Here is an 18,212-nt window from a genome sequence, read left to right as displayed (position 1 = left end):
TTGCTAGAAGAAGTTCAGGCCGACCTGAAACAGCTTCTCGACGTCCTTCACGCGCTTCTTGTCGACGATGAACAGGATCACGTGGTCTTCAGCCTCGATCAGGGTGTCATGGTGCGCAATGATGACCTGTTCGCCGCGCACGATCGCGCCGATCGTCGTGCCGGGCGGCAATTTGATCTCCTCGAGTCGTCGACCGACGACCCGCGAGTTGTGGCGATCGCCGTGCGCGACCGCTTCGATCGCCTCGGCGGCACCGCGGCGCAGCGCATGGACCTTGACCACGTCGCCGCGGCGCACGCGCGACAGCAGCGCCGAGACCGTCGATTGCTGCGGCGAGATGGCGATGTCGATGCTGCCGCCTTCGACCAGGTCCACGTAGGACACGCGGTTGATCAGGCACAGCGCCTTGCGCGCGCCGAGGCGCTTGGCCAGCATCGCGGACAGGATGTTGGCTTCGTCGTCGTTGGTGATCGCGCAGAACACGTCGACGTCTTCGATGTTCTCTTCGCGCAGCAACGCCTCGTTGGCCGCGTCGCCTGCGAGCACGATCGTGTGTTCGAGCTGCTCCGAAAGGAACTTCGCGCGATCACGGAATTTCTCGATGATCTTGACCTGGATCTTGCTCGACTCCAGCGCGCGGGCCAGACGCAGGCCGATGTTGCCGCCGCCGGCGAGCATCACGCGCTTGACCGGTTTGTCCAGGCGCCGCAGCTCGGCGATGATCTTGGGTGCGTGTTCGCGCGCGGCGACGAAGAACACCTCGTCCTCGGCCTCGATCACGGTATCGCCTTCGGGGATGATCGGACGGCCGCGGCGATAGATCGCGGCGACGCGCGCATCGATGTCCTGCAGATGCTGCGGCAGTTCGCGCAACTGGCGCGATACCAGGGGGCCGCCGTAGTAGGCCTTGACGCCGACCAGTCGCACCTTGCTGTCGGCAAAGTCGACGACCTGCAGTGCACCGGGGTATTCGATCAGACGCTGGATCAGCTCGGTGACCAGCTGCTCGGGAGAAATGTGCAGATCGACCGGCAGCGCGTCCGGACCGAACAGCTTCTCTTCCTTCAGGTAATCAGTGGCGCGCACACGCGCGATCTTGGTCGGCGTATTGAACAGGGTGTTGGCGATCTTGCACGCCAGCATGTTGGTTTCATCGCTGTCGGTCACTGCGATGATCATGTCCGCATCGTCGGCGCCAGCCTGACGCAGCACACTGGGGTGCGAGGCATGACCCAGCACCGTACGGATATCCAGGCGTTCCTGGAGCTCGTTGAGCGCGGTCGCTTTGGTGTCGACCACGGTCACATCGTTCTGTTCGCTGGCGAGGTTTTCCGCCAGCGTCGAGCCCACCTGGCCGGCCCCAAGAATGATGATCTTCATGCGGCGCGCACCTTACGCCTGCTGATGTTGCGGTGCAAGATAACCGTAAGTCGCAGGCTGCAGCGGGGTTTTCCGGTGCGGACGGCAACATCGGGCGGTCGAGCGTCGGTTTCTGAACGAAGCGCTGCAAGATGGTCCCACATCTAAGTTGCGGATCGCTGACGCCGGCGGAACGCACCCGGGGAGCAGTGCGTCCAGCGGCGGAATGCATTGTGAAACGTGCTTTGCTCGGTATAGCCCAGCAGGAACGCGATCTGCGTCAGCGACACCGTCGGGTCGCGTAACAGGGCTTCGGCACGGGCCTGGCGGACCTGATCCAGCGCGGTCTGGAACGACAGATTGCTTTCGGACAGACGCCGCTGCAAGGTTCTGGCGGATGTCCCCAGCGCTTGTGCCGACAGCTCTAGCGAGACCCGGCCATTGGCGAGGTTGCGGGCCAGAAAGCTGCGCAGTTCGCGCAGCAGCGGCGGTTCACCGGACAGCTGCTGCAGCAGCGATTGCGCCTGCGCCTCGACCTGCTGCCGCAGCTCCTCGTCAGCCGAGACCACCGGCAGCGTCAGGTAGTCGCGGGAGAACACCATCTTGCTGTGCGGCTGCGAAAAATGCAGTGCGCCGCCAAAGATTTGTTCGTATGCGCGCGTGTCCCGCGGACGCGGAAAATGAAAATAGGCGTCGTAGCGCAGGTCCGGGCGGTTGGTGAGCCAGCGCATGAACATCGCCCGCGCGCCGAGCATGAACTGCGCGACCGCATCCGCCGGCGGCGAATCGTAGGGCCAGCTCCACAGCAGATGCGCCTCGTCGCCATGCAGGCTCAGCGCCGGCTGGCCGATCTGACCCAGCAGACGGATGTAGCGCGCCAGCTGCAGGTACACCTCTTCAAGCGTGGCGCAGTTCATCAGCACGTGGCCGAGCACGCCCAGATGACGCAAATGCAGGCTGCCGCCGGCCTTCAGCGGCAGGTCGGGTTCGCCGAGGGCGTCGACCGCGGTGTCGAACATCGCGATCCATTCAGCGAGCGGAATCTCGACATGCCCGCCGACGCGCTGGAAGTGCGCGACACGATCGGGCGCATACAGCTGCGTCGGGTCGACTCCGCGGGCGCGCAGATAGTCGAGCAGGCCGCGCGCATAGAGCGCAGCGATGACGCCAGTGTGGGGAATGTTGCGGTTTGACGACACGTTGGCGTGATTTCCTAATAAAACGGCGGCATTCGTCAAGACCCCGCTTTGGCGGATACCCATGATGAGCCGATCGACGGGCCCGCATGAGGTACCGCGAAGAGAGAGAGCCGACGCGACACAGAGCGCGCCGGAGTGCGAGAACGGAGGAGTGGATGCAGATCGGGGGCGGTGTGGCCCGCGGCGCTGTTGTGGCGTCGCTGGTGCTGTTGGCGGCGTGCGGCAGCAGCCGCCCGGTCGACGGCGATGGTGCGGTAGTGAGCGCTGCCGGTGCAGCCTGTGTGGAGGATGATTTCTGCGCCGGTGCGGCCGAGCGCGTGATCACGCCGACGCAGGCGCAGATTGACGGCATCGACGAGGAACGTCTGTTTCTCGGCAACAAGACGCAGAAGTTCAATCTTGGCGGCTACGGCATCAATCCACTGCAGAACCTGCCGGATCCGTTTGCGCCGCTGGGCGAGAACCTGACGGTGCCGGCGCAGGAACGCGTGCACCATGCCGGTCGCACCCGAGACGATGAAAACACCTCTTTGCGATTGCTGCTGCTGGCGCTCGGTGACACCCGCGTGGCGTTCGTTACGGTCGATGCGATCGGCGCCGGCAATGTCATCCAGCAGCGTCTGACCCAAGCCATCGTCGACGCCAGCTGCGCGCTCGATTTCTGCGTACCGGCTGACGGCGTCTTGTTCGGACAGACCCACTCGCACGCCGGTGCCGACTTGCAGGGCTTGTGGGGCGGCGTGCCGCAGGACTGGATCGACAATACGCTGCTGGCGTCCGCGGCCGATGCGGTCAGCGAGGCGATCACCTCGCGCAGCCGCGCGAGCCTGCGTGTCAGCCAGGGCGAGACGCTGGACTTCAACAACTACCGCCGCCCGCATGTCGACCCGGCGGCCGATGCCGACCCGCATGTGACCCTGCTCCGTGTCGAGCAGAGCAGCGGCCGGCGCACGATCGCGCAGTTGCTGCAGTACAACGCGCACCCGACCTCAATCGACGAGGATCCGCGCGTTCCGCATGCCGACTACATCTATGGCGCAATGCGCTATCTGGAGCAGCAGCATGGCGGGGTTGCGCTGTACTACAACGGCGTCATCGCCGACGCCTCGCCCTCTGGCGGGCAGTGCGACTTCGACGAGCCGGATGCCTACGAGCGTGTGCGCTGCCGAGGCCACGACCTCGCCGCATTCGCCGACGCGCAGCCGCTGCGCAAGTTGGCGCCGCAGCTGGAGCACCGTGTGGTCACCGCAACGCTGCCGGTGACCAACCCGCTGTTTGTCGCGGCAGGCGGCATTGGCGCGTTCAACCGCTACTACGACTTCACTGCGACCGCGCTGACCGATATTCCTGTGCTTGGTGCCATTCTCGGGACCACCACGACCGACATCGGTCAGGTCGCGACAACGGCGACGACCCGGGTTTCGCGCGTCAGCCTCGGCGGTCAGGGCGGACTGGAAATCGTCACGATCCCCGGCGAAACCACCCACACCTTCGGCCAGTTCATCCGGCGCGTCGCCGCGTATGCGAATCCCGACGCCACCGTGATGACGCTGGGCCTGACGCACAACTCCTTCGGCTACATCATTCCGGAAGAGGAGTTCAGCTACGTCGATCCGACCGGCGATACCGGCTTCCTGATTCCGTTCACCGGCTACGAGGAGTTCGTCTCGCTCGGACCGCTGACCGCGCCACTGCTGCGCATGCAGGCCTACATCCCGCTGTTCGACGCACCGGCCATCGAGTACCTGCCGGAATACCTGCGTGGTTGCGTCGATCCGGCGTCGCCGGACTGCCTGCTCACGGACATCGCCAATAACCTCGAGCGCATCCAGTCAGCGTACGCACAGCAGTGCCTCGACGCCGGCGCGCCGGAAGCGCTGTGCAGCTTGCTTGATCCGCAAACGCCGCTCGCGGGGGTCTGTCTCGGTGCGGGCCTGCCGGTCGCGGTCTGCGGCCTGCTGGGTGACGGAGCCTGAGCATGCGCATGGACAAGATGGCGGTCGCGCTGATGGCCAGTGCCCTGATGGTTGGTGCCCTGATGCTGGGGGGCTGTCGCAGCAGCACCGCGCCTGAAGACACCGCGACACCGGGCGAAGAAGGTCCGACGGACGGGCAGACGCCGGACGGCTACGGCGGCGGCGTGCTCGGCGCCATCGCACAGTTCAGTGCTGACGCCAACACGGTGACCGCGGCACTGCTCGACGGCGACGTCGCCGCCGGTGGCGCGGCGCTGCAGACGGCGCTCGGTAATCTGGCGTCGAATCTCGCGGCGCTGCCGGAAGCGCAGAGCCCGGAGGATCTGCTGGGTCTGGCGCAGGATCTGCCGTCAACTCTGCAGCAGGCGCTGGCGGCGCGGCGCGAGGTCGAGGCGGTCGTCGTGCCCGGGGCACTGCTGCCGGGCTGGAGCGCGCCGGCGGCGTTCGGCATTGCCAACGTCTATCCGTCCGGTGCGTACCTGGATCAGTGTCCGGCACCGCTGGATCAGGTCTGTGCGCCGATACTCGAACTGCTGCGTTCGCTGGTGCCCAACAGCGCGCCGGTGCGCGACGCGCACAACGGCACCTTGATCTATCCGGTGCAGGGCGAGACGGTTGTCGGCGGCGTGCCGGTCGAGCAGATTGCGGCGTACGCCTGGCGCGACGGCGCCTGGGTCGAGATTCCGGTGCAGGTCGACGAGCGCATGCCGTACTTCCTCGCCAACGGCAACAGCACGTTCTCGATCTACTCCGGCACCGATCCGGAAACCAGCTACGTCTGGGACACCGAAGCCTGGGCGATGACGCAGGGCGATTGCAGCAAGGCCTACGACGCCGATCCCGACAACAACGGTGTCAACGAAGGCCTCGCCGGGCCGACGCCGGACCCCGTGCCCGGTCTGGATAACGACGACGAGATCGTGTTCATGGCCGCCGATGCCGGCGAGATGGCGCCGGGCGACAGCCGGCCCGAGGGCGTCGACGGCGCGGCACAGCAGATCGCGCTGATCGATCCGCTCGCGCCGCAGACGCAGCGCTATGTCTACCTGTTCCAGGTCGAGGGTGGCTCGCGGTTCAAGGACGAGCACTACGTGCACTACGCCCGCGGCGCCGACGCCGACCAGTGGATCGATCGCTACCGCTTCGCCGATGACGATCCGGAGAAGCTCGGCACCAGCAACACCAACTATGGCGCCAACCTGAGCGGCGCGATCTGCGTCGCCAGCCTCGACGACTACTTCGGCGATCCGGAGCAGTGCAGCGCGGTCGACGGCGGCTACCGCTGCGCCTCGACCGACCGCTTCCCGCGCGACGATGTCACCGTCACCACGGCCAACTACCGCTGGCAGTCCAGTGGCCGCTGGATGGTGCGCGACCTGCGCATCCGCGCGCCGGAGGATGTCGTCGATTCCGACGTCTACTGGGACACGCGTCCCGACCTGATCGACCGCTGGAAGGGACGCGCATTCCAGCAGTCGCCGGACTCGACGATCTCGCTGGTCGGATTCGAGGACGAGCAGGTCAACTGGGAAGGCAACGCCAGCCTGCTCGGCGAGCGCTGCGGACCGGTGCGCTGCATCCGCGAAGTCTGGGGCGCGGATTCCGGCACCAACGTCACCAAGACCGAAACCTTCTATCGCGACGCGGTGGCCTACCGCTATCGCATCCGCGTGCATCCGATTCCGCCGGATGGTCTCTACACCTCCTGGGACTACAACCGTTCGGCAATGGTGCCGACCGCCGAGGAAGCCGCTGCGGGCGTGCCGGGCGGGCGCTACTACACGATCCTGCGGCCGCAGGGCGTGCCGATCGATGGTGTCAACGACGAGATCGGCAACGTCGACGGCTTCACGCCGCTGTTCGGCTTCTGTCCGTCGCTCGACGACGGCATCACCTCACCGAACGCCGACGGCCGCTGCCCCGCGTTTCTCGACGTGCCGGACCCGACCTTCAATCTGCCGCTGGCCTTCGACAACTGGGAACAGATCGCGGCCAAGGGCGACGGCGGTTCGCTGGTCTATACCTTCCTGCTGCGCGGCGCGACTTCCTTGCTGAATCCGCTGGTCGTGCCGTACTACCGCGACGACGCCTGCCTCGACGACGGCACCGGCGACGACCCGGTGTCGCGGCCGTTCCCGGGCGACAACTCCGGTGACGACAAGGTGCGCGAGGCCTACGTCGCCGCCGCACGCGCGGCGAGCGGCAACGACGCGCTGACGTATGAGGATCTCGACTGCACGCAGCGCCAGGGCGCGCATGCCGCGCACGGACTGCACTTCTTCGTCACGCACGACACCGACAACCTGTTCTCGCCGTTGACGACGACCGAGGTCGACGGCGAGCAGTGGCAGTTCATCGTGCCAAGCGCGCAGCCGCAGAATCTTGCCGAGCCCTACGCCAATGTCGCGCGCTTTGCACTGCAGTCGGTCGCGGTGCCGCTGCCGTGATGCGCAAGGGCCTCATCATCGTTGTTGCACTGTCGTTGCTGCTGATCGGCTGCGGCAGCTCAACCGTACCGCAGCTTGAGGGCGGTGGTGATGGCGCCGGCGTCGAACCGCCGCCGACCAGCCGCGTACGCGTCGGTGTCGGCGTTGTCGACATGACGCCGGACGTCGGCTACTGCGCCGGTCAATACTGCGACTACGCCACCGACACGTTTGGCGCCGTCGCCGGCAACGACGTCGATCCCTTCCTGACGCACAAGCTCAAGCACGCCAGCTACGGCGTGCAGTCGCGCCTGACCGCGCGCGCGATCGTCATCGAAGGTAATAACGGAAAGCGCGTCGCGCTGCTGAAGACCGACAACTATCTGGCGCAGGACATGCTGCTGCGCCGCGTCGGCCAGCTGCTGGACCAGGGTGACTCCGGCGTCGGCTACGAACAGATCCTGTATCACGTCACGCACAACCACAGCTCGGCCTACGCAGCGACTCTGGCGGTCGGCCTGTTCCTGTTCCAGGACGTGTTCGACGCGCGCTTCTTCGAGAACCAGGCGCGCAAGATGGCCGAGGCGATCGAGACCGCAGCGGCGAACCTCAAGCCAGCGCGCATGGGCGCGACGCAGATCCAGCACCGCGTCTACAAGGGCAACATCGTGCGCACCGCGACTGCGGACGACGGCACGCCGGCGGGCTACCCGCTCGAATACAACGACCACGGTCTGGTCGTGCTGCGCTTTGACGACCTCAGTGATCCAGCGCACCCGCGTCCGCTGGCGACCTGGATCAACTGGGGCGAGCATCCGGAGAGTCTCGATCCGCACGATCTGCACAGCGCCGATTTCCTCGGCCCGCTGGAGCGCATGGTCGAACGTGAGACCGGCGCGCCGCTGGTGTTCAGTCAGGGCGACGTCGGCAGCGCCGAGAGCAGTGGCGACGATGCCGAGTTGCTGGCCGACGATGCCTCCGTCTGCGGGCGCTGGTCGTCCGACGCCGAAACGCCGGAATCCGACGACTGCGCCTTCGGCGAAGGCGTGCTACGCGACTGGGCGCACGAGGGCTATGTGCAGACCGAGCGCAACGTGCGCTTTCTGGCCGACGACATCGTCAGGGCCTGGACCGCGATCGGCACTGGGGTTGCGCTGATCCCGTACACCGCGGACTTCGACGTCGACATGCTGACGGTGTGGACGCCGGGACCGGTCTCGCACCCGTATCCGAGTGTCTCCAACTGCGTCACCGAAACCACGGTCGCCGGCGATCCCGGCGTGCCGGCGCTGGGGCTGCCGGACTGCTATCGGCTCGGCTTCCCCGGCGACAACGAACTGACCGGCGTCACCGCGCGGCTGTTCACGACCCTGCAGGCCGAGGGCATTCCGCTGCCGGATCACTACGACGCGCCGGCGGTTGGCCTGGTCGAGGAAAACCTGCGGCTCAAGCTGCAGGTACTGCGCATCGGCGACATCCTGTTGGCGTCCTGCGCCTGCGAGGCGCAGTCGGATCTGATCCTGAATCTGGAATCGCGATTGAACCAGACGCAGGGCGATATCTACGACGGCTTCGACTGGGCCTGCCTGCTGCCCGAGTATCGTGACGATCCCGCCTACGCGCAGGCCTGCGTGTTGCAGGCGCAGTATTTCGACCCGACTGACCCGGAGAACAATGCAGAGCGCATTCCCGGCGACAACTTGGAACCGGATGCGATCGCGCACATGCGCGCGCAGGTGCATAACGACGCCCGCGGCTGGGACGCACCGGAGAATGCGCTGGTCGCCAACACCGAAAGCGACGACCTTGCGGCGCTGTGGGGCAACTTCACCAAGGAGGAAATCCAGGACCTCGGCGTGCTGGGCTACAAGCTTGTGGTCGGCGTTGGCCACGCTGGCGACTACAACGGCTACACCGTCAGCTATCGCGAGTACATGAGCCGCGACAGCTACCGCAAGGCGCTGACCAGCTACGGCGCTCACACCGCGGACTACATGGTCACGCGGCTGGTGCGCATGGCGGCGCGGTTGCAGGGTGGTCCGGAACTGTCCGGTGAACTTCTCGATCCGCTGGCGCAAGTCGACGAGTTGCGCCAGCAGACGCTGTCGATGACTGTCGGTGCTGCTAGCGGCGCGGCTTACGAACTGTGGCAGTCGGCGATGCCCAATGACGCCGGCGATGCCGAGCCGATCACGCAGCCGCAGGACATTACGCGCTTCGCGGCCGCGCATTTCGTCTGGCGCGGCGGTTCGACCGCGGCTGACAACCCGCGCGTGCGCGTCGAGCGCCAGGATGAAGCCGGGCAGTGGCAGCCCTACGCAGACCAGACCGGCGAAGTGCCGGTGCGGGTGGAATTCCCGGACGGTGTGCCCGGCGTGCTGCGCACCTATGTTGGTCTGCAGGAATGGTTCTGGACGGCGCGCTTCGAAGCCTACAGCGCGTTTCCGTTGCGCCTCGACAGCACGCCGCCGGGCACGTATCGATTCTGTGTGGACGGCCGCATCCGCCAGTCCTTCGACTTCACGCCGTATGCGTTCTGCTCCGATCCATTCGAGGTGTCGGTGTGGGACGGCATTGCGATTAATGACGCCAGTGTCAGCGGCGACATGGTGAATTTCACGGTGCCGGCGATCGTCTATCCGCGCAGCGAGGACGACAGTCCGTTCCCGTTCGTGTCCGACAACAACGATCCGCGCATCTGCGACACCTGCAGCTTCCGGCCGTGGGCACAGCACGGGCGTCTGGCGCGCGCCGAAGTCGTCGTCACCGATGCCAGCGGCAATACGCACGCCGTTGCCGCGCAATGCACGGAAGACGGCAGCGCCTGCAGTGCGAACCTGAATGCAGGCAATCAGAACCTGGGGGCGGGGGAGACCGCCGAAATCCGCGTCTATGACCACGACGACAACTGGGGTCGGATTTCGGTGCAGCGGTAGGCAGTCCCTCCGGGTGCGCGCAGTGCCCGGAGGGATCTGTTTTATAAGAATTTGGAGGGGAGCTTTGAATCACCACGACGACGCGATCTGCGCGGTACCGCCGCGCGCATGCACTTTCCGGGCGATTGCCGCTGGCATCTTTGGAATCCTGTCACTGGCACTGCTGAGCGCCTGCGGCAGCAGCGAACCGGTGGCGCCGGGAATGGCTGCCGGCATCGAGATCGCGCCGGGCGAAGCGAGCATCGGTGTCGGTCAGACACTGGCGTATGCGGCGCGGGCGCGCGACGATCGCGGCCACAGCGAAACGCTCGACACGTCCACTTTGAATTGGGACAGCTCGGACGACAGCGTTGCGACGATCGATGCGCAGGGCGTGGCGACGGCGCTGGCCGCCGGCCGCACCGAGATCCGCGGTTATCTGGGCGACGATGAGGCCGTGGCGTTTCTGACCGTGCAGGCCGGGTCGACCGCGGCGCTGGCGATCGAGCCGGCATCGGCCACGCTCGCGGCCGGACGCCAGCAGACCTTGCGGGTGTTCGCGACCGATGACACCGGCGCGCGCCGTGACGTCAGCGATCAGGCCGAGTGGAGCAGTGCGGCGACGAACGTGGCTACGGTCGATGACGCCGGCACCGTGACGGCGCAGGCGCCGGGCGGCACGCAGATCAGCGCGCGCTATGACGAGCAGACCGCGAACGCGACGGTCAATGTGACCGCTGCCGAGTTCGAGGCGTTGCAGGTGCAGCCGGCGGCCTTGTCGCTGGCGCCGGGAGAAGTGCAGCAGCTCAGCGCGATCGAGACCTACAGCAACGGCACACGCATCGACCGCAGTGCCGAGGCGCAGTGGGCCAGCGACGATGCGGCAATTGCGCAGGTCGATGCCGGCGGGGTGCTGACCGCGCTCGCCAGCGGCAGCACGCAGGTGCATGCGCAGGTCGGCGGGTACGAGGGTTCGGCGACGGTCGAGGTGATCGACGGCGGCGCGCTGCCGTTCAAGGTCGGCGCGGCCGAGACCTCGGCGTCGTTCCTGCCCGAGCCGGGGTCGGTGTGTCTCGGTGGCTACGACACCTTCTGCGGACGCGACGCGCAGGCCGAACACGATCCGCTGCGCACCGGTGCGATCGCGATCACGGGCGACGGCGAGTCGAGCTTTATCCTGGTCAAGACCAGCAACATCGGCTACTTCGCCGCGTACAAGGCCGGCAACGGACCGAACGGCCTGTACGACATCCGTCAGCGCATCGCACAGCGTCTCGCAGAACGCTACGGCGCAGCGGTGGTGCCGGCGGATCACATCGTCGTCACCTCGGATCATTCGCATCACGCGCCGGACACCATCGGCATCTGGGGCGGTCTGTCCTCGTTCTACATGGCACTGCTGGCCGAGTCCGCCGTCGACGCCGGCGTGCAGGCCTATGTGCAGCGCGTGCCGGCACGGCTGTATGCGTCGAGCATCCAGGGGCCGCCGACCGCCGGTTCGTATTCCGGTCCGCCGACCGACGATCCGGATCGCGAATTCCGTGTGCTGTTTGCCGAGGATCGTGGCGGTCGCCGCATCGCCACTTTGATGAACTACGCGCCGCACGCGACCGTGCTACCGAGTAGCAACGTCGATGCGACCGGCGACTGGACTGCCTGGGCCGCGCAGATCGCCGCGGAAACCAGCGGCGGTGTCGGCATCGGACTGGTCGGTGCGCTCGGCGCGATGGACTGGAACAAGACCGGCGACGCTGCCGAGCGCGAAGCTGAAGCGCGTGCGAGTCTGCGCAGTCTGCTGGACGCGTCGTTCAGCGCGCGCAGCGAAGTCGACGGCGACACCGTGGCGGTGAAGACGGTGTTCGTGCGCGAGCCGCTGGCGCAGCCGATCCTGCTGGCGAACTACGCGCCGCGGGTGACGCTGCCCGGTGTCGGCGCGAGTCTGAGCATCGAGCGCGCCGAGGCGCCGCCTTGGAGCACCGGCGCGGTGATCGGCACCTACGCGTCGGCGGTGCGACTCGGCGACGCCTTCATAGGTACGATGCCGGGCGAGCCGTTCCCGCAGCTGCATTACGCCTTGCGCGACTGCGACACCTTGCCCGAAGGCATCGAGCCCGATACCGATTGCGGCGGCATCACCGGCGCACGCGTGAACTTCCTGCTCGGGGCGGCCAACGATTTTCTCGGCTACATGCTGTACACGCCGGAACAGTATCTGCAGGCCTTCCAGGAGGGCGCGCTGTACTTCGGCGGTTGCCCCGAAGAACAGTTGCTCGACGCGCTGGGCCTGACGCCCGACAGTGCCTGCCCGGATCACTGGGCACTGATGGTGTCGCCGACGATCGGCCGCCACATGGTCTGCACCGTGCAGAACGCGGCCGAGGAACTCGGCTTCGAAATGGGGCCGCAGAACGCGGAGTGCCCGCTGCTGACGGCGCTGGACGGTATCGCCGCGCCGGCCGAATACCCGGCCACATCGCTGCTGCCGGCAACGCCGGCGGAATTCCTCGACAGTCCCGCCGCCGGTCTGGTCGCGGCCTGTCGCGACACCGGCGCGCCCGAGGCGGTCTGCGCCGGACTGGACTCTGTATCCGAAGCGATCGGCGATCAGCTCGCCGGCCTGATCGGCGACGATGCGCCGGTGCCGCAACCGACCGGTGTTTCGCGCGCCGGTGTCGCGGTGCGCGACGCCAGCTGGCACCTCGGCGCGTCGGCCGGCCAGTTCGCCGACACCGGCGTCGGCATCGCGCACGATCGCGGCTTCGATCCCTACGTGCATTCGGTCAAGAAGGTCGGCTCGGATCTGCTCGGTACGCGGGTGACCACGCGCGCGCTGGTGATCGAGGACGGCAACGGCCACCGCGTCGGCGTCGCCGCCAACGACCTGTATCTGCCGAACGACTTCCTGCACCGGCGCACTGTGCAGCTGCTGGCCGAACACGACCGTCAGGTGCTACTCGGCGTCGAGCCCGGTCCGGTCAGTGGCCTGACCGACGGCAATCTGGCGACCACGTCCTCGCACAGCCACACCTCGCCGTTCTACTCGACGCCGGGTTGGGGCACCTGGATCTTCCAGGACGTGATGGACCTGCGCTTCTACGAATACATGGCGCAGCAGATGGCCGATGCGGTGATGGATGCGGTGCGTGCGCTGCGTCCGGTGCGCATGGGCGGTATCACGATGCACGCCAACGACACGCGTTCGCACACCTACGGTCCCAAGACCGCCTACGACGGCACACCGGCCGGCCAGCCCTACGACTACACCACGCAGCAGATCAGCGTGCTGCGCTTCGACGACATCAGCGAGCCGGGCAATCCGAAGCCCTACGCGAACTGGGTGATCTTCGGCGTGCATCCGGAATGGGTCTGGGGCGAGGAGATCGTCAACGGCGATATCACGCATGCGCTGATGCGCGTGCTCGACCGCGAAACCGGTGCGACCACGGTGATGAGCCAGCGCGAAACCGGCGCTTCCGGTCCGCACAAGGACACGCGCGTGCATCAGCCGGCCGAGCGCCGCGAGTTCCAGGAGTCGAACTTCTCGGGCTACGACCGCGCAGCGCGCCTGCTGGCCGACACCGTGCTCGACGGCCTCAAGCGCATCGAGGACGGCCGGACGCAGGACCCGACGCAGTTTGCCGCGTTTAGCTCGCAGTTCGCGGTGGCCTACACCTCGGAGCGTTTCGCCCCGCCGTTGTCGCAGCCGGTGCCGACGATCTCGAACTGTCTCAGCGATCCGCTGTTCGCGGAGCTGCATCCGGGCCTGCCGCTGCTCGGCTTCCCGGATTGCTTCTATGACGTCGCCGACGCTACCGCGCCGCTGATCGATCCGTTGCTGGAGGTGCTGCCGATCGATCCGGCCGGGGTGCGCGACCAGCTGCTCGCCGCGGGCGTGCCGGTGCCGGCGACTTATGGCTTCCCTTCGCTGACGGCGATCCAGGAAACCGCCGCCGTCCACCTGCAGGTGTTCAAGCTCGGCACTGTCGTCGCGACGATGTGTCCCTGCGAGCAGTTCACTTCGCAAGCCTTGAACATCGCTTCGCGGCTGGATCGCGTCGCCGGCAATGTCTGGGACGGCTTCGACTGGGCCTGCGTCGCCGAGGCGCGTGGCGAGCGCGAAGTCGATGCACGTTTTGCCGAACACTGCGCACGCCAGAACGCGCGCTATCCGGAAGCCGGCGTCGAGATCCCCGGCAGCTTCGACAACGCCGACGATGTCGAGCGTCTGCGCGCACAGATCCACAACGATGCCGTCGGCTGGGAAGACCCGGCGTATGCGTTGTGGGCGCAGTCCGAGCCGCCGGCGACGTCCGAGATCAAAGGCAATTTCACTCACGAGGAATTCCCGGCGCAGGGCTACGACCTTGTGCTCAGCGTCGGCATGGCCAACGACTACTGGGGCTACATGCCCGAGTACCGCGAGATGCGTGCGCATGATCACTACCGCAAGGCGCTCAATGCGCTGGGCCAGCATGGTGCGGACTTCCTGGCGACACGGCTGTCGCGCATGGCGGCCAAGCTCAACGGTGCCGACACCGACACGCCGTACAACCCGCTAGATGCGCTGTATCAGGTCGAAAGCCTGCGGGCGGAAGCCTTCGCCGAAACGCTCGGTGTGCTCGCACGCAGCTACACGGCCGCTTTCGATCTGACCGTGCCGGCCGACGGCGGCGAGGCGCGCGTGATCCAGCAGCCGGAACCTTTGTTGCCGCGCTTCGGCGCCGCCACCGTGCGTTTCGTCGGCGGCTCCAACTACAGCGGTTCGCCGGACGTCCGCGTGGAGCGATTGGTCAGCGGCAGCGCGGAGGACGGCCAGTGGGAAACCTGGGGCACGCAGGAGGGCGAGGTGCAGTTGCAGCTGCGCTTCCTGCCGAGCCTGGGTGGCGCGGAGATCCCCGCCAATCCGGTGACCGACACGCTGGATGCCGGCGGCAGTGCCGCGATCCCCGATCCGGTCGCCCTGGTGCAATGGCGTGCCGGTCTGTTCGAGTGGGAATGGACCGCGAGCTTCGAAGCCTTCGTGTCGGAGCTGCCGACCGTTGCGGCACGTCCGGCGGTGACGCCGGAAGGTGTCTATCGCTTCGTCATCGACGGCCAGAGGCGCGGCGTGATTGGTCTGGAGGACTATCACCTCGAAAGCGCGCCGTTCACGGTCGTGCCCTGGGGCGGCATCAGCGTCGACGATCTGCGCGTCGAGGCCGATGGTCGCGTGAGCTTCACGGTCGGTCCGGTGCATGAAGTCCGTGAGTTCCGCGACAGCATGGCGACCGACGCCGGCACCTACACGGTGCCCGAGGATGAGCCCGGCTATGTCGTCGGGCCGATCGACTATCCCGACAGTTACGAAGGCGGGCTGAGCTGGATCGACCCGCGCCGCAACATCAAGCGCTACAACAGCGAGGACCGTGCGCAGCATCAGCAGTACTGCAACCGCTGCAGCTTCCGGCCGTGGGCGGATACCGCGGACGTCGCCAGCGCGACGATCACCGTGCGCCATGCCGGCGGCACGACCAGCACCTTGAGTGCGCAGCGCGACGGCGAGCGCTGGGTCAGCGCCGGACCGATCACCGCCGGCGACACCGCCTACGTCGACACGCGCGGCATCGTCGACCAGTACGGCGAGTTCAACGGTGCGCCATCGCAGCGCGTGACGCGGTGATGGGGACGCTCCGGCTGCGGGTGCCGGGATCGATGCCGTGACAGCGGCGCGGATGACGCCGTGCCTTCATCACGGCGTCATTGCCGCGCCGCATGATCGCGCGCTTTTCGCGGCGGTCGCACAGGTGTGGCCGTCGGCGATGTCATCGATCTGGAGAGTTGAATCATGGGAGTCTGGCCAACGACGCGTGTTCTGCTGTTGACCGGTGCGGCGCTGGTGGTGTCGGCCTGCGGTGACAGCGCTCCGGTTGAGTCTGGAGCGGGCCCCGTCGTGTCAGGGCCCACGCCGACACCGGCGCCCACACCGCTGCCGACGCACGTAGTGCCCAAAGGCGAATGGATCATCGGCGATGCCCATGTACACGACGATCACTCGGCGGACGGCAGCTTCTTCCGTCAGGCGATCGACCAGGGGGCCATTGGCAACGTTTCGGTCGCCGACCAGATCGCGCAGGGTGAGCGCATGGGGCTGCAGTGGATGCCGCTGACCGATCACCGCACCTACGACCAGCACTACGACCCGTTGTGGACCTCCGACCAGCTGCTGCTGATCCCGGGGGAGGAGGCCAATGGTTCGCCGCACTCGACCGTGCACGGTGCGATCGACACGATCGTGCAGGGGGCGAATCCGGAAGGCGCACCAGAGTTCCAGCGCCTGCAGTGGTCGGTGTGGGATGCGCATTCGCAGGATGCGAGCTGGACGATCGCGCATCCGGAGGAAGGTTCCTACGATGAGGATCACCATCCAACGGTGCTGGCCAGCGTCGTCGGCATCGACAACGTCGAAACCTGGAACCGTGGCAGCGATCCGGAAGGCGAGATCGACTACGCGGAAAATCGCTGGAACGCCGGTTTCCGCTTCGGCATCGTCGGTGGCGGCGACAATCACTTTCGCGAGCTGTGGCTGGTTGCCGGTCCCGGCATGCCGTACACCGGGGTGCTGGCGGAGGACCTCAGCGAACGCGCGCTGCTGGACGGGATGCGCAGCGGGCGCACGCGCATCAACACGTCGGAGCTGCGGGCGCTGTCACCGACGGTGACTTTGCAGGCGGATTTCCAGAACGATGGCGAATACGAAGCCATCAACGGCGACGAGGTGTTCGTGCCGGCCGGTACGCCAGGGCGTCTGCGGATCCGCATCGAGCACGGCACCGGCACGCAGCTGCTGCTGTACAAGTCGCCGGGCCGCATTGCGGGTGCCTACAAGACCTATGTGCCGCTGGGTCCGGACATGGTCTACCAGGAAGACATCGTCGCTGAGGCCGAGCCGACCTGGTATCGCCTCGAGGCGCGGGGACCCGGTGGCATTGCCGCCATCAACACCAACGACCTGCCGGTTTCACTGCTCACCCTGCTGGAGCAGGTGCCGAATCAGCTGCGCGCCGTCTCGGCGCCGATCTTCATCTCCACAGGGCCGGCAGATCCGCAGGCCGAGGTGCCGATTCCGGCGGATCAGGGCGGCGACGATGGCGCGGAGATCGCCCTGGGTGAGATTGGACACTACAGCGGCTTCCCGGCGGTGGCGGTGGCCGATGGCGTGACGCATCTGGTCGCCGAGGCGCACAGGCCCGCGTGCACGCAGGTCGTCTATCGACGCATGGGTGAGGGGGGTGAGCCGGTCGATCTGGCGCCGGCGTCCTGCTCTGCGCGCTTTCCGAAGATCGCCGCACGCAACAACGATGTCTGGGTCGCCTGGCAGGACGAGCGCGCCAGCCAGATCCCGCGGCGTCCGGCGATCTACCTGCGCCATTCCAGTGACGGTGGACGCAGCTGGGGCGGCGAGATCGCGCTGCGCGTGATCGAGGGCCGCGCCGAACGGCCGGACATCGCGATCACCGCCAGCGGTCGTCCGGTCGTGGTCTGGCAGGAGATCGGCGCGGGCAAGGCCTTCGATGTTTTCGCGCAGGTCGTCGGCGAGGACGCCGAGCCGGCGAATCTCTCGGCCGAGGGCAAGACGGTGCAGGCGCCGATGCTCTTCGACACACGTTCCGCGCTGTATCCGGCGTCGGTGTGGCCGCGCGTGGCGGTGTCCGCCGACGGACGCATTGCGGTGGCCTTCCAGGACAACCGCGACGACATCGATCCGCTGTGGACCGGCTCCACCGCGGGGCGCGGGACCGATCCGGACGACTGGCAGATCCGCGTGATGCGTCGCGGTGATGATGGCGCATGGCTTGCCGCCGGGGTCGTCGGCGACGCGGCGCGCGCAGATCGGCATCCGGCATTGGCGTGGAGCGGCGACGGGAAAATGGTGCTGGCCTGGGACAGCAAGGAGATGGAATCGTCCGGCCGCAATCTGTCGATTCAGTCCGCGGTGTCCGGCGACGACGGCGTGAGCTGGTCGATACCGGAGCCCGTCGCGCTGGCGCCGGAGGCGATGAGCCAGTATCCGAGTCTGGCGGCGCAGTCTGACGGCAGTGTCGTGTCGGCGTGGTACGACACGCGCAGCGCCGACTGGCGCTGGCGTATCGTCACCGCGCGTTACGCTGTGGACATCGGCTGGAGTACCGGCGATCTGATCGAAAGTCGCGGCATCAATACCTGGCCCGCACTGGCCGACGGGATGATCGCTTTCGCCACGACGCGCAACGCAGTGCGCCTGCAACGGGACCGGACACAGCAGATTGCCGTGATGCGGTTGGGTGACTAGTCGTGCGTCCGTTCAGATCAGCTTGCCTG

The 18,212-nt window shown here is 66.9% G+C and carries 7 protein-coding genes; 5 read left to right on the top strand and 2 right to left on the bottom strand.

Features of this window, described 5'->3' with window-relative positions; all coding sequences use genetic code 11:
- Nucleotides 1–3 precede the first annotated feature (3 nt).
- The gene (gene trkA / locus E4T66_RS12180) at nt 4–1,380 is read right to left on the bottom strand and encodes a Trk system potassium transporter TrkA (RefSeq protein ID WP_136849315.1); all 1,377 of its coding nucleotides are present in this window, start codon (nt 1,378–1,380) and stop codon (nt 4–6) included.
- A 143-nt stretch (nt 1,381–1,523) separates the two neighbouring features.
- Complete coding sequence (locus E4T66_RS12175; RefSeq protein WP_169577595.1) at nt 1,524–2,558, bottom strand: AraC family transcriptional regulator; 1,035 nt, start codon at nt 2,556–2,558, stop codon at nt 1,524–1,526.
- 155 nt (nt 2,559–2,713) lie between these two features.
- Between E4T66_RS12175 and E4T66_RS12170 the strand changes: the two genes are divergently transcribed.
- The 5 genes from E4T66_RS12170 (at nt 2,714) to E4T66_RS12150 (ending at nt 18,183) form a co-directional block, all read left to right on the top strand.
- The gene (locus tag E4T66_RS12170; protein WP_136849313.1) at nt 2,714–4,534 is read left to right on the top strand and encodes a hypothetical protein; all 1,821 of its coding nucleotides are present in this window, start codon (nt 2,714–2,716) and stop codon (nt 4,532–4,534) included.
- 2 nt (nt 4,535–4,536) lie between these two features.
- Entirely contained in the window at nt 4,537–6,981 is a 2,445-nt protein-coding gene (locus E4T66_RS12165) for a hypothetical protein (protein WP_136849312.1), read from the top strand.
- Entirely contained in the window at nt 6,981–9,896 is a 2,916-nt protein-coding gene (locus E4T66_RS12160; protein ID WP_136849311.1) for a neutral/alkaline non-lysosomal ceramidase N-terminal domain-containing protein, read from the top strand. The genes E4T66_RS12165 and E4T66_RS12160 overlap by 1 nt, the downstream gene beginning before the upstream one ends.
- A gap of 64 nt (nt 9,897–9,960) precedes the next feature.
- Nucleotides 9,961–15,534: an Ig-like domain-containing protein gene (locus E4T66_RS12155; RefSeq protein WP_169577594.1), complete on the top strand. Its 5,574-nt coding sequence runs from the start codon at nt 9,961–9,963 to the stop codon at nt 15,532–15,534.
- 165 nt (nt 15,535–15,699) lie between these two features.
- Entirely contained in the window at nt 15,700–18,183 is a 2,484-nt protein-coding gene (locus E4T66_RS12150) for a hypothetical protein (RefSeq protein WP_136849309.1), read from the top strand.
- Nucleotides 18,184–18,212: the final 29 nt, after the last annotated feature.

It is taken from the genome of Sinimarinibacterium arenosum (assembly GCF_005047655.1).
Taxonomy (GTDB): Bacteria; Pseudomonadota; Gammaproteobacteria; order Nevskiales; family Nevskiaceae; genus Solimonas.
Note: the sequence above shows the minus strand (reverse complement) of the source record. Positions and strands in the feature narration are given on the sequence as shown.

What these genes read in the sequence shown, in the direction of transcription:
- trkA (WP_136849315.1), bottom strand. Translation starts at nt 1,380, where the DNA reads ATGAAGATCATCATTCTTGGGGCCGGCCAGGTGGGCTCGACGCTGGCG.
- E4T66_RS12170 (WP_136849313.1), top strand. Translation starts at nt 2,714, where the DNA reads ATGCAGATCGGGGGCGGTGTGGCCCGCGGCGCTGTTGTGGCGTCGCTG.
- E4T66_RS12165 (WP_136849312.1), top strand. Translation starts at nt 4,537, where the DNA reads ATGCGCATGGACAAGATGGCGGTCGCGCTGATGGCCAGTGCCCTGATG.
- E4T66_RS12160 (WP_136849311.1), top strand. Translation starts at nt 6,981, where the DNA reads ATGCGCAAGGGCCTCATCATCGTTGTTGCACTGTCGTTGCTGCTGATC.
- E4T66_RS12150 (WP_136849309.1), top strand. Translation starts at nt 15,700, where the DNA reads ATGGGAGTCTGGCCAACGACGCGTGTTCTGCTGTTGACCGGTGCGGCG.